Source organism: Clavibacter michiganensis subsp. insidiosus (assembly GCF_002240565.1).
GTDB lineage: Bacteria > Actinomycetota > Actinomycetes > Actinomycetales > Microbacteriaceae > Clavibacter > Clavibacter insidiosus.
Genome location: NZ_MZMO01000001.1, coordinates 1,450,169 through 1,469,543, shown reverse-complemented (window position 1 = coordinate 1,469,543; position 19,375 = coordinate 1,450,169). Strand labels below are relative to the sequence as shown.

Genomic DNA, 19,375 nt, shown 5'->3' with positions numbered 1-19,375 from the left:
AGAGGAGCTCCAGTGGAAGAATCAGCGGACCAGCCGTTATCCTTAATAATTTTGGTCGGCGCCCTGTCCGGGGTTATCGGCGCCGTACTAGGCCCGGCGCTACAAAGGGCATTTTCGAGAAGCGACAGTGGACTCGCGGCCCGCAGGGGCTGGGCCAAGGAAAAGCTGCAATACGTTTTTGGTATAGGAGACGAGTATTCTTCTGATGGCCCTCCTATCCCGTTCATGCGTTTAGTCCCGCCGAATGCACTCACTCCGCAGGCCTACGATATGCACTCAATCAATTGGGCAACCCAGGAATCTGTTGACCTCATGCTCCTGCAACCTCGACGCAGTCGCTGGGCGAAGCAATGGCTTTTCAACTGGCACTTCGTCCTACAGCAGGAGTGGAATGTATTGCATCGACGGATGCACGCTCAGAGAGCCGAGGGTATCAACTACGACAAAGCTTGGGAACGAAAGGCTACAAAGTACGAGCGCCGAGTCCAACGAGTGCAAAGCAGTCTTGCAATATGGGCAACAGGTCGATGGCTGACTCATTCCAGTCTTCGCTTTTGGTTTGGAGGCCGAGACAAGGTATCGGTATGGAGACAGCGAGCATCCATCGGCACCCGCTGGCACAGCAATCCGAGTATCAACGTCGACGCCATATGTGATTGTATTCCAGGCCAAAACTTGTGATCCGGCACTGAGTATCGTTGCGCATCATGTAGCAAAGACGAGCATTCATCATGGCTGGGGCCTGCAGGTTGATACGGCCGCAGTGAGTAAAGGTCGTCAGCGCGGGAACGCCGTCGCGCCCACCTTCTCGTAGGCCGCCCACGCGTCGACCGGGCCACGGCCGGCGACCGCGTGGTCGCCGATCGCCCGGGCCTTGTAGATCGCCGGGTTGTGGCTCGCGACGACGCGGGCGTTCCGCCAGTGCCGGTCGAGCGCGCGCTCGCGGAACGTCGCGGACGCTCCCCCGACCTCGAACAGCAGCGTCGCGGCGGCGGGAACCTGGTCGACCGCGTGCACCTGCGCCTGGTAGACGGCGTTCTCCGCCGCGTCGAGCGTCGGCCGGTCGAGGGCGTCGCCCGGAGGCGCGGTCGCGACGGCCTCGTCGAGCAGGGCCGCGGCCGTGAGCGTCGCGGCGCGCACCGTGAAGGCGGCCGTGGAGATCCGGCCGACGACGTCGAGCACCTGCGGGTCGTCCTGCGGCAGGGCGGCGTTCGCGTGGATGTAGGTGCGCGTGCGCGTCCGGACGTAGCCGACCGCGTCGCGCTCCACCTCCTGCGCGATCCCCGCCAGCACCGCCACGAGGTGCAGCTGGTAGAAGGCCTGGATGTGGCTCAGCGGCGCCTCGCGGTAGGCGGTGACGGTCGCCGGATCCACCTCCACGCCCGCGAACGTCGTCGTGCCGCTCGCCGTGAGCGTCTGCCCGAACGCGTCCCAGTCGTCGACGGCGGTGACGCCCGGCGCGTCGGTGGGGATCGCGAGCGTCACCCGCTCGACGCCGTCGGCGGCCTCGCGTCCGGCCGCGAGGTAGATCCAGTCGGAGTAGAGCGTGCCGGTGGAGTAGTACTTGGTGCCGTCGAGGAGCCAGCGGCCGTCGCGCTCCTGGAGCGTCGTGGAGATGTCGGCGAGCGTGTTGCCGGTCTGCTCGCTCGTGGCGTTGCCGACGATGGTGCCGGACGCGATGCGGCGGATCCACTCCTCGCGCGCGGGCCCGGGCGGCCGGCGCAGCACCAGCTCCACGTAGCCGAAGTGGCCGCGCAGCAGGTGCCCGACGTTCGCGTCGGCGGCCGACAGCTCGACCACGAGCTCGACGAGCTGGGCCAGCGATGCGCCGCGCCCGCCGTCCGCGACGGGCAGCCGGATCGCCCCGAAGCGGGCTTCGCGGAGGAGCGCCACGGCGTCGTGGGCGAGCTCCCGGTCGCGCTCGCGGGCGACGGCGCCGTCGCGGATCCGGTCGAACAGCGGGAGGAACTCGGCTCGAAGGTCGGCGGTCGACGTGCCCGTCGCGGCCCCCGTCACGAGAACGCGACCCGGTACGCCGCCGCCGGGTGCGACTCCGGCAGACGGTCGCGCCCGGTCAGCTTGTGCCGCAGCGTCCCCGGCTCGTACTCCTTCTGCTGCAGGCCGCGCTCCTGGAGCACGGGCGTGACGTGGTCGACGAAGTCCTCGTAGCTGCCGGGCAGGGTCCAGTTGATGACGTTGATCCCGTCGACGCCCGCCTCCCGCCATCCCGCGAGCACGTCGGCGATCTGCTCCGGCGTGCCCACGACGCGGCCGCGCAGCTTCGCGGAGAGCCGGGCGAGGTCGGCGATGGTCGGCTCGCGGTCGGGCGACGCCTCGCGCAGCCAGTCGAGGTGGCTCTGCCCGGCCTGCGTCTCGACCTGCGACAGCGGGGTGGCCGGATCCAGCTGCTCGCCCGTCTTCGGGTCGAAGCCGAGGTTGGAGTGCAGGAGGAAGCCGTCGGCGCTGAGGTGCTCGTCGATCTCGGCCTCGTTGCGCTTCGCCTCCTCCTCCGTGCTGCCCGTGATGAAGGAGAGCCCGAGCCAGAAGGAGAGGTCGTCGGCCCGGCGGCCGGCGTCCACGGCGAGCGTCCGGGTGTCCTCGATGAGCGCGCGGGTCTTCTCGGGCGTCGACGACAGGATGAACTGCGCCTCCGCGTTCCGGGCGGCGAAGCGGCGGCCGACGGGCGAGGATCCGGCCTGGAAGAGCACGGGCGTGCGCTGCGGCGACGGTGACGACAGGTGCGGCCCGGCGACCTTGTAGCGCGGTCCTTCGTGGTCGATGCGGTGGATCTTCGACGCGTCCGAGAACACGCCGCGCTCCTTGTCGCGCTGGAGCGCGTCGTCGTCCCACGACCCCTCCCACAGCTTGTAGACGACGTCGAGGTACTCGTCGGCCCAGGCGTAGCGGGCGTCGTGGTCCTCGAGGCCGTCGTGCCCGAAGTTGCGGGCGGCGCCGTCGAGCGCGCTCGTGACGACGTTCCAGGCGATGCGCCCCTTCGTGATGTGGTCGAGCGTCGAGACCTTGCGCGCGAAGTCGAACGGGTGCGCCTGCAGCACCGAGCTCGTGAACGCGAAGCCGAGGTGCTCGGTGCTCACGGCGAGCGCGGAGATCAGCACGGACGGGTCGTTGCTGGGGAACTGGAGGCCCTCGCGCGCGTTGACGTCGTAGGCGCCGTCGCCCGGACCGTAGAGCCCGACGACGTCGGCGAAGAACATGGCGTCGAAGCGGCCGCGCTCGAGGGTCCTCGCGAGGTCCACCCACAGCTCGACGTCGTCGAACTCGTGCTGCCGCGCGTCCGGGTGCCGCCACAGGCCGTGCTGGATGTGGCTGGCCGTGTTCATCACGAAGGCGGCGAAGCGGAGCGGGGGCCGGGCGTCGGGCATGGGGATCCTCTCGTCGGACCCCCAGCGTCGCACGGGTGGGGAAATGCGGTCGGCGACGCCGTAGCGGACCGTCACACGCCGGGCATCGCCAGAGGCTGTGCAGGCGATGCGCAGGCGGATGCGTCGGCCCGTTACCGTCAGCCCACCGCGTCGGGGGCCGCTGGTGATCATCCGCTCCCTCCGCACCGCACATGGCCCCACCTCCTCGCCGTCGAGCGACGGCGACCCGACGCCACGACGTGGCACCTCCAGGAAGGCGCACCATGACCCATCGCCCTGCCCGCTTCACGAGACGGCGCACCGCCGTCGTCTCCTCCATCTGCCTCACCGCCGCGCTGCTGGGCGTCGCGCCCTCCGCGTGGGCGACGACCACACCCTCCGACGCCGTCGCCCCGGCCGCGTCGGAGTCCTCCTTCACGGTCTCCGCCGCCGACGCGGCGCACGCCGTCGACTACTGGACGCCCGAGCGCCGGGCCGCAGCCATCGACGTCGACAGCGGAAAGCCCATGTCGGCGCTCGACGCGTCGGACGCGGCCTCCCCGATCAGCAGGGCGGAGCAGGTCGCGCCGGTCCCGCACATCGGCCGGATCTTCTACACGCAGGGCGGCTCGGGCTACGCCTGCTCGGCCAACGTCGTCGAGTCGGCCAACCGCTCGACCATCGCGACCGCGGGGCACTGCCTCACCTCGCATCAGGTGTTCTCCACGAACACGGTCTTCTACCCCGGTTACGACTCGGGGGAATCGTCCTTCGGAGCGTGGCCCGTCGTGGGCGGGGCGGTGCCGTCGAGCTGGGCGACCGGCAACGACCGGGTGGACGACTCGGGGTTCCTCGCCGTGAGCGAGGACTCCGCGGGCGAGGACATCGAGAGCGTCGTCGGCGCCTCGCCGGTCCTCTTCGATCAGTCCAACTCGGAGGAGGCGTCCGTATACGGCTACCCCGCCGCGCTGCGCTTCGACGGTGAGCACCTCGATCGATGCCGCGACATGTCCGCCCCGTTCGTCGACACGATGATCTCCATCGCGTGCGACATGAACGAGGGCATCTCGGGCGGCCCGATCTTCGCCGGCGACGACGCGAACGGACCGCAGATCGCCGACGAGTCCAACCGGTTCCAGGACTACACGCACGTGATCGGCCCGATCTGGCGGCAGGAGCAGCACGACACGTACGACCTGGTGTCGAACACGACGTACTGACGCACGACCGGCGCGGACGTCGGCGGTCCCCACCGGACGGCGGGCGGGCTTCGGCCCGCCCGCCGCTCGTCGCGCAGGACACGGCGCAGCCCTGCGCGTTACGCGCCGTGACCCCGGCCCTTCCCCGACCGGGGGATCACGGGCCACGGTGGGCGTCACCCGAGCGGATCCCCGCCCGGACCGCTCCCTGCACCGCAGCCGCACCGCTGGAGACCCCATGACCACCGCACCGCCCGCCGCATCCGCCGCACCGACCACGCCCGCCTCGCCCGCTGATCGCGAGCAGCCCGCCGACGTCTCCCGCCGCCGGCGCCGCGTCCTCGGCGCGTCGTTCATCGGCACCACCGTCGAGTACTACGACTTCTACCTCTACGCCACGGCGTCCGCACTCGTGTTCGGCAGCCAGTTCTTCCCGAACCAGACGCCCGCGGTCGGGCTGCTCGCGTCGTTCGCGGCGTACGGCGTCGGATTCCTCGCGCGGCCCATCGGCGGGATCGTCGCCGGGCACCTCGGCGACCGCATCGGCCGCAAGCGCATGCTCGTCTACTCGCTCGTGCTGATGGGGATCGCGTCGACCCTCATCGGCGTCCTGCCGACCTACGCCACCATCGGCCTCGCGAGCGTCGTCGGCCTCGTCTTCCTGCGGCTCGTGCAGGGCATCGCGGCGGGCGCCGAGTGGGGCGGATCCGCGCTGCTGTCCGTCGAGCACGCCCCCGCCCACCGCCGGGGCCTCTTCGGCGCGTTCACGCAGATGGGATCCGCGGGCGGCATGCTCCTCGCGACCGGCGTCTTCGCGGCGACCCGCTTCGCGCTCGGCGAGGAGCAGTTCCTCGCGTGGGGCTGGCGGCTGCCGTTCCTCCTCAGCGCCGTGCTCGTGGCCGTGGGCCTCGTGATCCGCTTGCGCGTGGAGGACGCCGCCGAGTTCCGTGACATCAAGGACGCGGGCGAGGTGGAGCGCTTCCCGCTCGGCGTCGTGCTGCGGAAGCACCCGCGCGCCGTGCTCATCACCGCCGGCCTCCGCCTCGTGCAGCCCGCGCTCTACTCGATCCTCACCGTCTACACGCTCTCCTACCTCGCCCAGAAGCGCGGCGACTCGGGCAGCGCGCTCACGGCGGTGCTCATCGTGTCGGCGCTGAGCGTGCTCACCACTCCCCTGTGGGGCTGGATCTCCGACCGGGTCGGCCGCCGCCGCCTCACCATCGCGAGCGCCGCCGGCATCGGGATCCTCATCTGGCCGTTCTTCGCGTACCTCGACTCCGGCCCGCTGCTGCTCCTGCCGCTCGTCTTCGCGCTCGGCATGAACGTCTTCCACGACTCCATCTACGGGCCGCAGGCCGCGTGGTTCGCCGAGCAGTTCCCCACGGGCGTCCGCTACAGCGGCGTCTCGCTCGGCTACCAGGTCGGCAGCATCTTCTCCGTCGGCCTCACGCCGCTGCTCGCGGTGCTGTTCCTGCAGTGGGGCGGCGGATCCCCCTGGATCCTCTGCGCCTACATCGGCCTCTACGCGGTGCTGACGATCGCGGCGGCGCTCGCCGCGAAGGACCCGGCGCGGGACGCGATCGCGGCGCGGCGGGCGACGGCGGACTCCGCGGACGACGCGGACGCGGACCCCGTGCACCCCGCGGTCGCCGTCGCCGGATCCGCGGTCGCGGGTGCGGACGGCCGGGAGCGCGAGCGCGCGACCGTCCGGTAGGACACGTCGGCGGGCGGGTCGTCGGGCACCATCCCGACGACCCGCCCGTCGTGATCAGCCCGCGACGAGCTCCTCGGCCCGCGCCCGCTTCACCAGGTCGGCGCAGCGCTCGCCGATCATCATCGTCGTGATGTTCGGGTTCACGGTCGTGAGCTCCGGCATCACGGACGCGTCGGCGACCCGGAGGCCGGTGACTCCCTTGACGCGCAGCTCGGGATCCAGCGGCGACATCGCGTCGTCGACCGCGCCCATCCGCACTGTGCCCGCCGGGTGGTACACGGTGTTGTGCGTGCGGGAGATGTAGTCCGCGAGCTCCTCGTCGGTCTGCGCCTCGACGCCCGGGTACAGCTCCCGGCCCGCCCATTCGGCCATCGCGGGCTGCGCCACGATCTCGCGCGCGAGGCGGATCCCGGCGATGAGCACGCGCATGTCGTGCGGGTCGGTGAGGTAGCGCGGGTCCACGAGCGGCTTGTCGCGGTGGTCGCGGCTGCGGAGCCGCACCGTGCCGCGCGAGCGCGCGTGCGTGACGTTCGGCGTGAGGCAGAAGCCGTTCTCCGTCGTCGGGTAGCCCTGGCGCACCGTGTGCATGTCGAACGGCACCGACCCGTAGTGGAACATGAGGTCCGGCCGGTCGAGCCCCTCCTCGGTGGTGGCGAAGATCCCGATCTCCCACCACTGCGTGCTCTCCGTCGGCATGGGCTGCTTGGCCTCCCACTGGATCACGCCCTCGGGGTGGTCCTGAAGGTGCTCGCCCACGCCGGGCGAGTCGACGCGCACCGGGATGCCGAGGTCGGCGAGGTGCGCGGCCGGGCCGATGCCCGAGAGCATCAGCAGCTTGGGCGAGTCGATGGCGCCGGCAGAGAGGATCACCTCGCGGCGGGCCCGGACGGTGCGGGTCTTCGCGAACGCGTTGTCGACGACCTGCACGCCCGTGCAGCGGTCGTCGTCGTCGAACTCGAGCGCGCGCGCCGTGAGGTCGGTCAGCACCGTGAGGTTCGCGCGGTCGGCGAGCGGATGCAGGTACGAGACCGACGACGACGCGCGCGTGCCGTCCGCCTGCCGGTTGATCTGGAAGAAGCCGGCCCCGTTCCGCACGGTCTCGCCGGTGTTGAAGCGCGTGCGCGGGATCCCCGCCTGCTCGCACGCGTCGAGGAGCGCGACGCCGGACGGGTCGCGCGGCGGCACGTTCATCAGGTGCACCGGGCCGTCGTGGCCGTGGTGCGGCTCCGGATCCTCGTTCGTCTCCAGCCGCTGGTACAGCGGGTAGGTGCTGTCGGCGTCCCAGCCGGTGGCGCCATGCGTCGTCGCCCAGCCGTCGAGGTCCTCGCGCGGCGCCCAGAACGCGATGCACGAGTTGTGGCTGGAGCAGCCGCCGAGCACCTTGGCGCGCGCGTGCCGCATGAAGGAGTTGCCGTTCTCCTGCTCCTCGATGGGGTAGTCCCAGTCGTAGCCGGACTCGAGCAGCTCCATCCACCGATCGAGGCGGAGGACCACGTCGAGGTCCCTGTCGTGCGGGCCGGCCTCGATGAGGGCCACCTGCGCGTCGGGGTCCTCGCTGAGGCGGGCGGCGACGGCCGCGCCCGCGGATCCCCCGCCGACGACCACGTAGTCGTACTCGGTGCCGGTCATGTCGTCTCCTCTGCTGTCGCTCATCGCGCCCGGAACCATCCGGTCACCTGCGGGCGCGTGTTCTGGTAGATGTGCTTGGCCTCCTGGTACTCGGCGAGGCCGGTCGGGCCGAGCTCGCGGCCGACGCCGGACTGCCCGAAGCCGCCCCACTCCGCCTGGGGCAGGTAGGGGTGGAAGTCGTTGATCCAGATGGTGCCGTGGCGGAGCGCCTGCGCGACCCGCTGCGCCTTGCCGGCGTTTTGGGACCACACCGCGCCCGCGAGCCCGTAGTCGGTGTCGTTCGCGATGGCGACCGCCTCCTCCTCCGTGCGGAACGTCTCGACCGTGACCACCGGCCCGAAGGCCTCGTCGACCACCACGGACATGCCGCGCTCGACCCGGTCGAGCACGGTCGGCAGGTAGTAGAACCCGGCCTCGAGGTCGCCCGCGCCGAACGCGCCACCCGTGCGCAGGCGCGCGCCCTCGGCGATCCCCTTCTCCACGTACGCGTGAACCTTGTCGCGGTGCGCGGCCGAGATGAGCGGGCCGGTCTCGGCGTCGGGGTCGAACGGGCCGCCGAGGCGGATCCCCTCGGCCCGGCGCACGAGCTCGTCCACGAAGCGCTCGGCGATGGGCTCCTCGACCACGAGCCGCGCGCCCGCCGAGCACACCTGGCCGGAGTGCACGAAGGCGGCGTTGAGGGCGTTGTCGACGGCGGCGTCGAAGTCGGCGTCGGCGAACACCACGTTGGGGTTCTTGCCGCCGAGCTCGAGCGCGACCTTCTTCACGGTGGCCGCCGCGGCCGCCGCGATGGTGCGGCCCGTGGCGAGGCCGCCCGTGAACGAGACCATGTCGACGTCGGGGTGGCTCGAGAGGGGCGCGCCCGCGACGGCCCCCGCGCCCAGCACCAGGTTGGCGACGCCCGCGGGCAGCCCCACGTCGGCGAGCAGCCGCATCATGAGGATCGAGGTGTGCGGCGTCAGCTCGCTGGGCTTGAGGACGAACGCGTTGCCCGCGGCGAGCGCCGGCGCGATCTTCCACGCGGCCTGCAGCAGCGGGTAGTTCCACGGCGCGATGAGGCCGCACACGCCCACGGGCTCGTGGACGATGCGGCTCACCACGTCGGGGTCGCCGGCGTCGACGACGCGGCCGGCGTCCTGGCCGGCGAGCTTGCCGAAGTAGCGGAAGCAGGCGGCGATGTCGTCCATGTCGATCTCGCTCTCCACCAGGCGCTTGCCGGTGTCGAGCGTCTCGGCGCGGGCGAACGCGGCCTTCCGCTCCACGAGGCCGTCGGCCACCCGGAGGAGGAGGTCGCCGCGCTCGGGTGCGGGCGTGCGCGACCAGGCGCCGCCGTCGAACGCGGCGCGGGCGCTCGCGATGGCGCGCTCGACGTCGACGGTGCCGGCCTCGGAGACGTGCCCGACGAGGGATCCGTCGGCGGGACAGCGGATCTCGCGCGTGGCGCCGTCCGCGGCCGACTGCCAGCTGCCGTCGATGAAGAGGGAGGCGGATGCCCCGTTCGTGTGCTCGTGCATGGTCATGCGGTCCTCTCGGGTTCGGCGGGGGCGACGACGACGGTGTTCCCCGGGTCGTCGCGGTTGAGGTGCAGGAACTCGAGGTGCGTCTCGTAGTGGTCGAGCACGTCGGCGATCACCTGCTCGGGCGTGTAGTCGAGGACGTCGTAGCCGCGGCTGCCCTCGAGGGAGAACACCTCGAGGCGGAAGTAGTGCTCCTCGGATCCGGCGGCCGCGTGCGGCGCGCACGTGGGGATGTCGTACCGCACCGGGCGGATCGCGTACCGGAAGTCGCGCTCCTCGCCCATCGACACCTCGAGGTCGAGCTCGCGGATCCCGTACTCGGAGTTCTCGCCCTCGACGAGCCGCACGGTCGCGCCCTGCACGATGAGCTCGTCGTGCACCTCGGTGAGCGCGGGGAGCGCCACCTCCTCGGTGAAGCGCTGGGCGCGCTCGCGGTCGGGGTACGTCATGGAGCGGGAGAGCCGCTGGCGCCAGCTGCGTCCGTGGCCGGTGTCGCCCGAGCGGCCCGAGAGGAGGCCAGGCAGGCTCGACCGGTAGCTGGCCGCGAGCGATCCCTCCACCTTCAGGGCCTTGTAGAGCCCGAGCATGATGAGCAGCAGCACCACAGAGAACGGCAGGCCCATCACCACGGTCGCGCTCTGCAGGGTCGGCACGCCGCCCACCGCGAGCATCACGAGCGTGAGCGCGCCGGTGGCGACGGCCCAGAACAGGCGCAGCCACTTGGGTCCGTCGGTGTCGGCGTCGGGCAGGTGCGAGGTGAGGTTCGCCATCACGAGCGCGCCGGAGTCGGCGGAGGTCACGTAGAAGAGGAGCCCCGTGAAGGTCGCGACGGCGGCCGTGAGCGGCACCCCCGGGTACTCGGCGAGCAGCGAGTAGAACGCGCGCTCCGGGGTGTTCATCGCGACGTCGCCGAACGCGCTATCGCCGCCCATGACGAGGTCGAGGGCGCTGTTCCCGAAGATCGAGATCCACAGCAGGATGAACGCGAACGGCACCACCATCGTGCCGATGACGAATTCGCGGATGGTGCGGCCGCGGGAGATGCGGGCGAGGAACAGGCCGACGAACGGCGCCCACGCGATCCACCAGGCCCAGAAGAAGAGGGTCCAGCTGCTGAGCCACGCGTCGGGGCGGTCGTAGGCGAAGGTCTCGAGCGTCATCGCGGGGAACCGGCTGAGGACGTCGCCGACGTTCTGCACGACGGCGTCCATGAGGAAGCTGGTGCGACCCGCGAACAGCACGAAGAGCATGAGCGCGATGGAGCACAGCACGTTGAGCTCCGACAGGCGCCGGATCCCCTTCTCGACCCCGGTGAGCACCGAGACCGCCGCCATGATCACCGACAGCGCGATGAGGCCGGCCTGCACGGCGAGGTTTTCGGGGATCCCGAACATGAAGTCGATGCCGTAGTTCAGCTGGGCGACGCCGATGCCGAGCGTGGTCGCGATGCCGAAGATCGTGCCGAGGACGGCGGCGATGTCGACGAGGTGGCCGATCCAGCCGTGGATGCGCGCGCCGAAGATCGGGTGCAGGGCGGAGCGGATGCTCAGCGGCAGGTTGTGGCGGTACGCGAAGTAGCCGAACGCCATGCCCATGAGCGCGTAGAGCGCCCAGCCGGTGAGGCCGTAGTGGAACAGCGTGTAGACCATGGCCTGCCGAGCGGCCTCGACGGTGGACCCGTCGCCGGTCGGCGGGGCGAGGTACTGGGTGATGGGCTCCGAGACGGAGAAGAACATCAGGTCGATGCCGATGCCGGCGGCGAACAGCATGGCCGACCAGGTGAAGTAGGTGAACGCGGGGCGGGAGTCGTCGGGCCCGAGGCGCGTGCGGCCGGCGCGGGAGGCCGCGACGACGACCACGAACCCCACCACGAGCGTGACGACGGCGATGTAGTACCAGCCGAAGCTCTCCGACACCCACGCGACGGCGGCGCCGATCGCGTCGGCCGCGGCGGTCGGGGCGAGGGAGGCCCAGGCGACGATGGCGACGATGCCGAGGGAGGACCCGAGGAACACGGGCTTGTTGAGGCGGGGACGGCCGGGCGGCGCGCCGTCGATGATGGGCGCCGGATCGGCGGGGGCGACGGTGCCGTCGGGGGAAGCGGGCATGGGTGTGCGAGTACTCATCGCGTCCTTCGCTGGGAGGGGAATGAGGCTTCGGTCGACACCCGGGGTCTCACGGACCACACCGGGTTGCGCGACCACCCTAGCGAGGGGCCCTCCCCCGGCCGCACGCCCGATCGGGGCCGCGGTACTGTTCGCGCGCGCGGGCGCGGACCGCACTGCGGATCGAGACGGTGGTATATTTACCGGCATGAATCCCGCCCCTGTCCCCGATCGCGATCGCGTGCTCGCGGACCTCGGTGACCCGTTCGTGCAGTCCTTCATCAACGCGGTCGACGGCGCTCGAGATGACTTCGCCGAGTTCCGGGCGTGGCAGGTCGGTTGGTTCCCCGGCTTCACCGCACGCTTCACGGCGGACTTCCTCCACGAGCGCATCTGGGCGCGGCTCATCCGCGAGGTCGACGGGATGGAGGGGGTCACCATCCGTGACCGCGAGCCCGTCCGCGAGCTGTGCAGCGGGACGATGTACCTCCTCCGCATCAAGCGCCACCACCTCGACGACCGGATCTCCGCCTACCCCACCGAGGCCTCTCGGGCGTTCTGGGGCGGCACGACCCTCACGCTCGACGGCCTGGAGTCCGTGTCCCTCGCCCTCGGCTACTACTGGGACGCCGAGATGCGGTCCGTGGGCGACGCGGTGCTGTCCTACCGCGACGGCACGGACTCCCCCGTCTGGGCCGTTCGTCTGCGGCGCGAGGCCGCATCGTCTCGCGGCTTCACCTGGGAGCCGGTCTCCCCCGAGATGCCGGAACTCGACCTGCGCAGCGTCCTCGACGACGACACCGCCGCGGACGGGACCGCGTCATGAGCCGCGACGTCGGAGATGTGATCCTCGTCCTCCGGCGCGCGGCGGGCATCACCCAGGAGGAGCTCGCGAGCGACCTCGGCATCACGCAGGCCGCGCTCTCGCGGTACGAGAACGGCCTGCGGGATCCCGACGACGCGATGACGGAGAGGCTCAGCGCCGCCCTCGGGGTGACGGCGGACTTCCTGCGCCACGAGTTCCGCATGCACGGCGCCATCGCCGCCGACGCCCACATGCGCCGGCAGAAGACCGCGAAGCCGTCGGACTGGAAGCGCGTCGAAGCGCGGTTGAACGCGGCGCGCATGCAGACGACGTACCTGCTCGAGCGGGTCCCGCTGCGGCCGCAGAACCACGTCATCCACGTCGACCCCGATGATCGCTCGCCGGCCGAGGCCGCCGCGATGCTACGTGCGGCGTGGCGCATGCCTCTCGGGCCGGTCCGTGATCTGACGCGGTGGATCGAGTCGGCCGGCGTGATCGTGCTCGACGATGACCTCGGCACGCACCGCATCGACGGCATGTCCCAGTGGGCCGGCGACCACGCCGTCATCATCGTCAACTCCGCGGCCCCGACGGATCGTCGTCGGCTCACGCTCGCGCACGAGCTCGGGCACCTGGTGATGCACGCATCGCATGTCGATCCCGACGCGGAGGCGCAGGCTGACGACTTCGCGGCGGAGTTCCTGATGCCGGAGACGATGATCCGGCCGGAGCTGACGAACCTGACGCTCGGCAAGCTCGCCGATCTCAAGGCCGAATGGGGCGTGTCGATGCAGGCGGTGTTCGAACGCGCTCATCGCCTCGGACGCGCGACCCCCGAGGAACGCGCCCGCTTCTACCGGCAGCTCAGCAGCCGCGGATGGAAGACGCGCGAGCCGGGCAGCGATGAGCTCCCGCCGGAGATCCCGCGGCTCGCGCCCTCCATCGGCAGTCGGCTCCACGACTCGGAGCTCACGCGCTCAGAGGTCAGGAAGCTCCTCGGCGCACGCGAGGGCGCGGACAACCCCTTCGATCCACCGAAGCGGGTGCTGCGGGCCGTGTGACAGCTGCGACGCGACCATCGCGGTCGCGCGCCCGTATCGTGGCGGGATGACCGCTCCCGCGACCGTCCGCCCCGCCGTGCCCGACGACGCCGACGGGATCCCCGAGGTCCACATCCGCACCTGGCAGGAGACGTACGCGCACCTGCTGTCGGCCGCGTACCTCGAGGGGCTCGACGTCGCGGCGCGCGCCGAGCAGTGGCGGGGCTCGCTCAGCGACTCCGCCGGGGCTCCGGTCTTCGTCGCCCTCGACGGCGACCGCATCGTCGGCTTCGCCCTCGCCGGGCCGGCGCGCGACGAGGATCCGCCGCGGCCGTTCCAGCTCTACGCGATCAACGTGGTCGCCTCCGCTCACGGCACCGGCGCCGGCCAGGCCCTGTTCGACGCGGCCGTCGGCGACTCCCCCGCCTACCTCTGGGCCGCCGACGACAACCCGCGCGCGGAGGCGTTCTACCGCCGGAACGGGTTCGCGCGCGATGGCGGGGTCAGCCGGCAGATGTACCAGGGGGCGGAGATGGTCACGGTGCGGATGGTGCGGTGAGGGTGGGCGGGCGGGCGGCGCATCAGCACGCGGTCCGGCACGACCACTTCATCGCCCTTACCACACACGGAGCCCTCGGGGTACAGCGCCCCTGAGCCCGCGACCATCCCTGATCATGTCCGAATGGACGAGCGACGCACCCTGGACCATCAGCTCCGCACCCTGCGCTTCTGGCTGCTGCTGGAGCTGCTGAATCCGCAGGCGGTCCCCCCGGTGACCGCCCGGAGCGATGCCTCCGAGGCCCGGGTCTCGGCATGGCGACCCGGTGACCCTCTGCCGTGGGAGACCCTGCCCACACCTCCTCCGCGCTACGGCGCCAAGCGCGTGTGGCGGCACACCGTGTACCTCGGCGCGTATCCCCTCGAGGCGACCTTCGCTCGACTGCATGCCCTGTTCCCCGAGGATCGTGACGCTTACCAGGAACGCCGGGGAGGCACCACGGCAGCGGCCGGCCTGCTCGTCGACGACGGCGGGAGGTACGTCCCCGATTCCGCGATCCTGTCCTCCGCCTCATGGGCGGTCGGTCACCTCTCGAGCTCATCCACGACGAGCCGCGAGTGGATCGACGACTTCGGCCGTGCGGCGGAGGCCTGGGCCGAAGCGGTCGATGAGCACGAGGGTGCGCGCGCGGACGCGCGGGACGCGGGCCTCGAGCCGCTCGACGGTGATGCCCTGTCCGGACTGCTCCGACTCGCTCATGCCTCGGCCGGGCTGGTCGGCGACACCGAGCTCGCGACCGACGTCATCCGGATCCAGAGCGTTCCGATGTCCCTCCGGACGGCGGAGGGCGCGCCCGAGATCGACTTCCTCAACAGCTTCCACCTCGAGGACCTCACCTCGGTGTCCGAGCAGGTCGCCAGGAGCGACGTGGGAGCCGCGCTCTCGGCCTACCTCACCGGCGACGGGGACGTCGCGGAGGATCGGCGCATCGACGTGGTCGCGGACATCGACGCCATGGAAGCAGGCGCGGGGATCGCGCGGCTCCCGAAGGGCAGATGGCCCACGAAGCCGTCGCATCCGCTCGCGACCAGCCAGCAGTTCGCCGTCGACCACGCGCTGCACGACCTGACCCCGACAGCCGGCCTCATGGGGGTGAACGGCCCGCCAGGGACCGGCAAGACGACGATGCTGCGCGACATCCTCGCCGGCAACATCACCGAGCGCGCCCGCCGTCTGTCCGCCCTGGCGAGGCCCGAGGACGCGTTCACCTCCGTCGTCCACCAGTGGAACGGAGCTCAGGGCCACAGGATGTCCGTGCCGCAGCTCCGCCCCGAGCTCACGGGCTTCGAGATGGTCGTGGCGTCGTCCAACAACTCCGCGGTGGAGAACATCTCCTCGCAGATCCCCGGACGCGACGCGATCGACGAGAGGTGGCAGGCATCGGCGGACTACTTCGGTGAGCTCGCATCCCTGGTGATGAGGAGGGCCGGCGCCTCCCCTTCGTCCTCCGACGGCGACGAGGCTGGTGCGTGGGGACTCGTCGCGGCGAGGCTCGGGCGGAAGGAGAACCGCAGCACGTTCTTCTCCTCCTTCTGGTTCGGAGAGCAGAGCGACGGGCGCGCGGCGGATCGACGTGCGCCCGTCAGGGGCATGCAGGAGCTTCTCACCCGGTGGAAGGACGGATCCGAGCCGTTCCGCCCGTGGGCTGACGCTCGGCGTGCGTTCCAGGACGCCGAGCGAAGGGTCGACGAGCTGATCCGCGAACGGAGCGAGGCGGATGCCCGACGCCGCCGGCTCCCGCACCTGAGGGAGGAGGAGCACGAGATCGCGGGCACAGTGGTGCGCCTGGAGACCTGGGCGACCCAGGTGGACGCCGAGGCCGCGGCTCATGCCGTCGCGCGAGCGGACGCCGCCGCCGAGCTCGAACGCGCGGCGGGCCGGATCCAGGATCACGTCCTCGTCAAGCCGGGTCTCTGGGAGACCTTGTTCACCCTCGGACGCGCGATCCGCGACTGGCGCCTGGCGCTCCGCCCATTGGAGGTCGCCCGCGACCAGGCGGCGGCCCTCGACGACGTGGAGCGACGACGATCCGAAGCCGACCGCCTCGCTCAGGCACGTGCCGCGCAGGAGGTGGGGGCCGCCCGCCAGGAGCTCTCCGCGGTCCGCCGCCGTGTGGCGGTGACCACGAGGGAGTGCGAGCAGGACGACGCCCGCCTCACCGGGCCCCGCCCCGGGGCGGGGCGGACAGATCAGGAGAGGGAGATGGTCGCACCCTGGCTCGACGCGACGCTCGACGCGGCGCGGTCCGATCTCTTCCTCGCGGCCCTGGATCTGCATCGCGACTTCCTCGCCAACGCGGCGGCGACCATGCTCCGTGGTCTGCGCGCCGCATGCCAGGTCGTCGCCGGCAGTTCTCCGGCCGACCTCGAGGGCGAGAAGCTGAAGGCGGCGTGGCAGCTCTTCTTCCTCGTGGTCCCCGCGATCTCCACCACGTTCGCGTCATCGGGTCGCATGTTCGGCTCGCTCGGACGCGAGGCGCTGGGTTGGCTGCTCATCGACGAAGCCGGCCAGGCCGCACCGCAGCACGCCGTGGCTTCGATCTGGCGGGCCCGACGCGTCGTCGCGGTCGGCGATCCCCTCCAGCTCCCGCCGATCATCTCCGTCCCCCAGAAGACCATCGGTGCGCTGGCGCTGGCGCACGGCGTGACGCCCACGTGGATCCCGCCTCGCGCGTCGGTGCAGACCCTCGCGGATCGGGTGGCCCGCTTCGGCACATCCCTGCCGCAGGGCGACGAGACCGTGTGGGTGAGCGCACCGCTGCGCGTCCACCGCAGGTGCGACGATCCGATGTTCACGATCTGCAACCGCATGGCGTACGCGGGGCTGATGTTCCACGCGGTGCCCGACAGGTCAGACGCGACGCCTCCGGACCGGTTCGACGGACCCGACGGTCCTCGCATCACCCCCAGCCACTGGGCCGATGAGCCAGCGACGACTCCCGGCAGCCACCTCCAGCCCGGGCAGCTGGAGCGCACTCGGAGCGCGATCGACTACCTGCTCGGGCTCGGAGTCGGTGCGGAGGAGATCATCGCCATCTCGCCCTTCCGTTCGGTCGTGGATCGTCTCGATTCCCTCAAGCACGACTACCCGGGGCTGACGGCGGGGACCATCCACACCGCCCAGGGACGCGAGGCGGAGGTCGTGCTGCTCGTACTCGGTGGCGATCCCGACAAACCCGGCGCACGAGCCTGGGCAGCGGAGAACGTCAACCTGCTCAACGTCGCGGTGAGCCGCGCTCGCCGGAGGCTGTATGTGGTCGGAGACCTGGCGTCGTGGCGCCAGCACCCCTACTGCAGCCAGGTGGCCGCCGCGATCCCTGCCCGGCGGCGCGGAGGCGGCGCCGACTGAGATCGCGTCACATCGTGTTCCAGTGGTAGTCGCCGTTGCGGTCGGCGCCCTTCCCGCCGCACCGGTAGCTGCGGCCGTTCGCCGCCTGGGCGACGCTGCCCACGGATGCAGGCGAGCAGTATCCGCCGGGGTTGATCAGCCCGGTCTGCTGCGCCGGCTCGGGCGCAGGGGCCGGGGCCGCCGGAGCCGGAGCGGGCGCGACGGGCGCCGGAGCAGGAGCCGCCGGCTGCTGGACGGGCGCCGGAGCGACCGTCGGAGCGACCGTCGGAGCGACCGTCGGCTCGGGCGTCGGAGTCAGCGCGGGCGCCAGCAGCACGAGCGTCACGGTGGATCCGGCGTCGACGCGCGATCCCGCGACCGGGCTCTGCGACTTCACGGTCATGCCGGCGGTGAGGCTCGTCGCCTCGCCCGTTTCGAGCACGTACTGCACGACGTAGCCGGCCTCGCGGAGGAGCGTCCGGGCGTCGGAGGCGCTCTTAGCGTTGACGTCCTCGACGACGTGGACAACGGGGGTCGGCGACGCGGTGGGGGTCGGGGTGGGGCTGGGCGACGCACTCGCGGTGGCGGCCAACGCCGGGGCGGGAGCGGACCCCGATGCGCCTGCGGGTAGCGCCGCGCCGATGATCAGCAGCAGGACCGCGCCGACCGCGGTCGCGGTGCCGCGCGGGCGTGACGTCAGAGCCGGGACGAACCCGCGACGCCCGAAGACGACGGTGTACAAGGCGGCCGCGAGGGCGACCAGGCCGACGGACACGAACATGCCGCGGAAGCCGCCGCCCGCCGCGCTGATGAGGATGACGAGCGCGGCCACGGCCGCGACGATCCAGGTCGCCGCAGGGTGGATCCCGGGACGAGTGTCGGTGAGCACCGCGGCAGGCGCTGCAGGGGCGACCGGCGCGGCGATGGCTCGCTGCCGCTGCGGTACCGGCATCGCGACGGTCGCCGCCGCCGCGCGGGCGCCCTTCTCCCGAGCTGCCGCCTCACGCTCCGCCGCCTTCGCCTGCATGGCCGCCTCACGCTGCGCGACCTTCGCGGCGCGCTGCTGCTCTGCCTCCGCGGCGCGCACGGCCTTCGCCTGCGCTGCCTGGGCGGCACGCATCGCCTTGTCGTGGGCGGCCTCAGCGGCCTGCGCGTTCCGGACTGCGTCGGCCTGCTGCGAGGCCGCCACGGCCGCCGTCGCCGCTGCGCTCGGAGCGGGCGCCGGCGCTGCGGCGGGCTGCACCATCGGCGCGACGTGCTGCGTCCACGCGGCGCCGTCCCAGTAGCGGAGCTGCCCGGATCCATCGGGGAACCAGCCGGCAGGAGCGGCGGAGGGGACGTCGGGCATGGAGCTCCTCGGGTGCGTGCCGCGGCGAAGGGGTAAGCGGCAGATCAAGCCGGCTAGTGACGACTCCTGAGGCTATGGGCGCGCTCTCGCGGGCGTAAGCCCTCGCTTGGGGGTGAAAGGGGCGCGGGACTACTGGGATCCGCTGCCCCGACCGGCGTCGTGCGGATCCCTCGCCGTCGATGCCGACGATCGCGCCCTCTCGACCGCGGCGATGATCCTGTCCGCCACCTCCCGCGCGGGCTCGTGCTCCCAGAACAGCAGCACGGTCCATTCGAGGCCTCGGAGGAGGGCAGTCACCTCGGCGTCACGCTCGACGTTCCGCGCGAGCTTCGGGATCCGGTAGTCGGCGTTGGCCTTCGGCAGGTGCAGGTGATCCGGGCAGCTGCGCCAGAAGCACCCGTCGATGAAGACCGCGATGCGCTGCCGGGTGAAGGCGATGTCCTCTTGCTATTGACATCAAGGTCGAAGGGCGAGTCGACTCTCTTTCCCTCAATATGGACACGGATGGTCCGGCTGTGGTGGGGGCAAGCGAACACCGGGTGCACCGTATGCGCTGTGTCCGGCAGGGGGCGCTCTTCGCTCATGCCAGCGCTAACCTCCCCGCACTGGCCCCTCCGCCTGTTCTTGACGAGGCGCGTTCGGCGTTGGTCTGCTCGGTGTTTGGAGACGCTAGGTTAGCGCTTGGCGCCATGGAGTTCGCCTGAGGACTCTTGCTCCCTATCCCTACTTGATGTGCAGAAACCCCTTTTGGGGGCCAACGACGCCGCGCT

At 71.4% G+C, this 19,375-nt stretch carries 12 protein-coding genes; 6 read left to right on the top strand and 6 right to left on the bottom strand.

The window, feature by feature from the left end; all coding sequences use genetic code 11:
* Positions 1-777 precede the first annotated feature (777 nt).
* Positions 778-2,016 (bottom strand): acyl-CoA dehydrogenase family protein, encoded by a 1,239-nt coding sequence (locus B5P21_RS07190; RefSeq protein ID WP_045528384.1) that lies wholly within the window; start codon positions 2,014-2,016, stop codon positions 778-780.
* Positions 2,013-3,383, bottom strand: a complete 1,371-nt coding sequence (locus tag B5P21_RS07185; RefSeq protein WP_045528386.1) for an LLM class flavin-dependent oxidoreductase — start codon at positions 3,381-3,383, stop codon at positions 2,013-2,015. Before B5P21_RS07185 ends, B5P21_RS07190 begins: the two co-directional genes overlap by 4 nt.
* Positions 3,384-3,646: 263 nt before the next feature.
* Between B5P21_RS07185 and B5P21_RS07180 the strand changes: the two genes are divergently transcribed.
* The gene (locus B5P21_RS07180; RefSeq protein ID WP_045528388.1) at positions 3,647-4,582 is read left to right on the top strand and encodes a trypsin-like serine peptidase; all 936 of its coding nucleotides are present in this window, start codon (positions 3,647-3,649) and stop codon (positions 4,580-4,582) included.
* Positions 4,583-4,799: 217 nt separating this feature from the next.
* Positions 4,800-6,275, top strand: a complete 1,476-nt coding sequence (locus B5P21_RS07175; protein WP_045528390.1) for an MFS transporter — start codon at positions 4,800-4,802, stop codon at positions 6,273-6,275.
* 54 nt (positions 6,276-6,329) lie between these two features.
* Here B5P21_RS07175 and B5P21_RS07170 read toward each other — a convergent pair whose 3' ends face one another.
* Genes B5P21_RS07170 through betT form a run of 3 tightly spaced genes read right to left on the bottom strand, consistent with a single transcriptional unit; the run spans position 6,330 to position 11,529 of the window.
* Positions 6,330-7,904, bottom strand: coding sequence for a GMC family oxidoreductase (locus B5P21_RS07170; protein WP_094170973.1), 1,575 nt, complete (start codon positions 7,902-7,904; stop codon positions 6,330-6,332).
* Between the two features lie 20 nt (positions 7,905-7,924).
* Positions 7,925-9,424: an aldehyde dehydrogenase family protein gene (locus tag B5P21_RS07165; RefSeq protein WP_045528395.1), complete on the bottom strand. Its 1,500-nt coding sequence runs from the start codon at positions 9,422-9,424 to the stop codon at positions 7,925-7,927.
* Positions 9,421-11,529: a choline BCCT transporter BetT gene (gene betT, locus B5P21_RS07160; RefSeq protein WP_246865256.1), complete on the bottom strand. Its 2,109-nt coding sequence runs from the start codon at positions 11,527-11,529 to the stop codon at positions 9,421-9,423. Before betT ends, B5P21_RS07165 begins: the two co-directional genes overlap by 4 nt.
* Positions 11,530-11,734: 205 nt before the next feature.
* Here betT and B5P21_RS07155 point away from each other — a divergent pair, with 205 nt between their 5' ends.
* The 4 genes from B5P21_RS07155 (at position 11,735) to B5P21_RS07140 (ending at position 17,278) form a co-directional block, all read left to right on the top strand.
* A complete protein-coding gene (locus B5P21_RS07155) occupies positions 11,735-12,352 on the top strand; it encodes a hypothetical protein (RefSeq protein WP_133064176.1) in 618 nt (205 codons plus the stop codon).
* Positions 12,349-13,392, top strand: coding sequence for a helix-turn-helix domain-containing protein (locus B5P21_RS07150; protein WP_045528399.1), 1,044 nt, complete (start codon positions 12,349-12,351; stop codon positions 13,390-13,392). Before B5P21_RS07155 ends, B5P21_RS07150 begins: the two co-directional genes overlap by 4 nt.
* Before the next feature lie 46 nt (positions 13,393-13,438).
* The gene (locus B5P21_RS07145; RefSeq protein ID WP_045528401.1) at positions 13,439-13,930 is read left to right on the top strand and encodes a GNAT family N-acetyltransferase; all 492 of its coding nucleotides are present in this window, start codon (positions 13,439-13,441) and stop codon (positions 13,928-13,930) included.
* Positions 13,931-14,053: 123 nt separating this feature from the next.
* Entirely contained in the window at positions 14,054-17,278 is a 3,225-nt protein-coding gene (locus tag B5P21_RS07140) for a DEAD/DEAH box helicase (RefSeq protein ID WP_094170971.1), read from the top strand.
* A gap of 7 nt (positions 17,279-17,285) precedes the next feature.
* On the opposite strand, the gene B5P21_RS07135 is transcribed toward B5P21_RS07140, so the two are convergent.
* Complete coding sequence (locus B5P21_RS07135; protein ID WP_045528405.1) at positions 17,286-18,605, bottom strand: PASTA domain-containing protein; 1,320 nt, start codon at positions 18,603-18,605, stop codon at positions 17,286-17,288.
* Positions 18,606-19,375 lie beyond the last annotated feature (770 nt).

Bases quoted from the DNA above. Each gene is read 5' to 3' on its own strand.
- B5P21_RS07185 (WP_045528386.1), bottom strand. From the start codon at position 3,383: ATGCCCGACGCCCGGCCCCCGCTCCGCTTCGCCGCCTTCGTGATGAAC.
- B5P21_RS07180 (WP_045528388.1), top strand. From the start codon at position 3,647: ATGACCCATCGCCCTGCCCGCTTCACGAGACGGCGCACCGCCGTCGTC.
- B5P21_RS07175 (WP_045528390.1), top strand. From the start codon at position 4,800: ATGACCACCGCACCGCCCGCCGCATCCGCCGCACCGACCACGCCCGCC.
- B5P21_RS07170 (WP_094170973.1), bottom strand. From the start codon at position 7,904: ATGACCGGCACCGAGTACGACTACGTGGTCGTCGGCGGGGGATCCGCG.
- B5P21_RS07165 (WP_045528395.1), bottom strand. From the start codon at position 9,424: ATGACCATGCACGAGCACACGAACGGGGCATCCGCCTCCCTCTTCATC.
- betT (WP_246865256.1), bottom strand. From the start codon at position 11,529: ATGCCCGCTTCCCCCGACGGCACCGTCGCCCCCGCCGATCCGGCGCCC.
- B5P21_RS07155 (WP_133064176.1), top strand. From the start codon at position 11,735: ATGAATCCCGCCCCTGTCCCCGATCGCGATCGCGTGCTCGCGGACCTC.
- B5P21_RS07150 (WP_045528399.1), top strand. From the start codon at position 12,349: ATGAGCCGCGACGTCGGAGATGTGATCCTCGTCCTCCGGCGCGCGGCG.
- B5P21_RS07145 (WP_045528401.1), top strand. From the start codon at position 13,439: ATGACCGCTCCCGCGACCGTCCGCCCCGCCGTGCCCGACGACGCCGAC.
- B5P21_RS07140 (WP_094170971.1), top strand. From the start codon at position 14,054: ATGGACGAGCGACGCACCCTGGACCATCAGCTCCGCACCCTGCGCTTC.
- B5P21_RS07135 (WP_045528405.1), bottom strand. From the start codon at position 18,605: ATGCCCGACGTCCCCTCCGCCGCTCCTGCCGGCTGGTTCCCCGATGGA.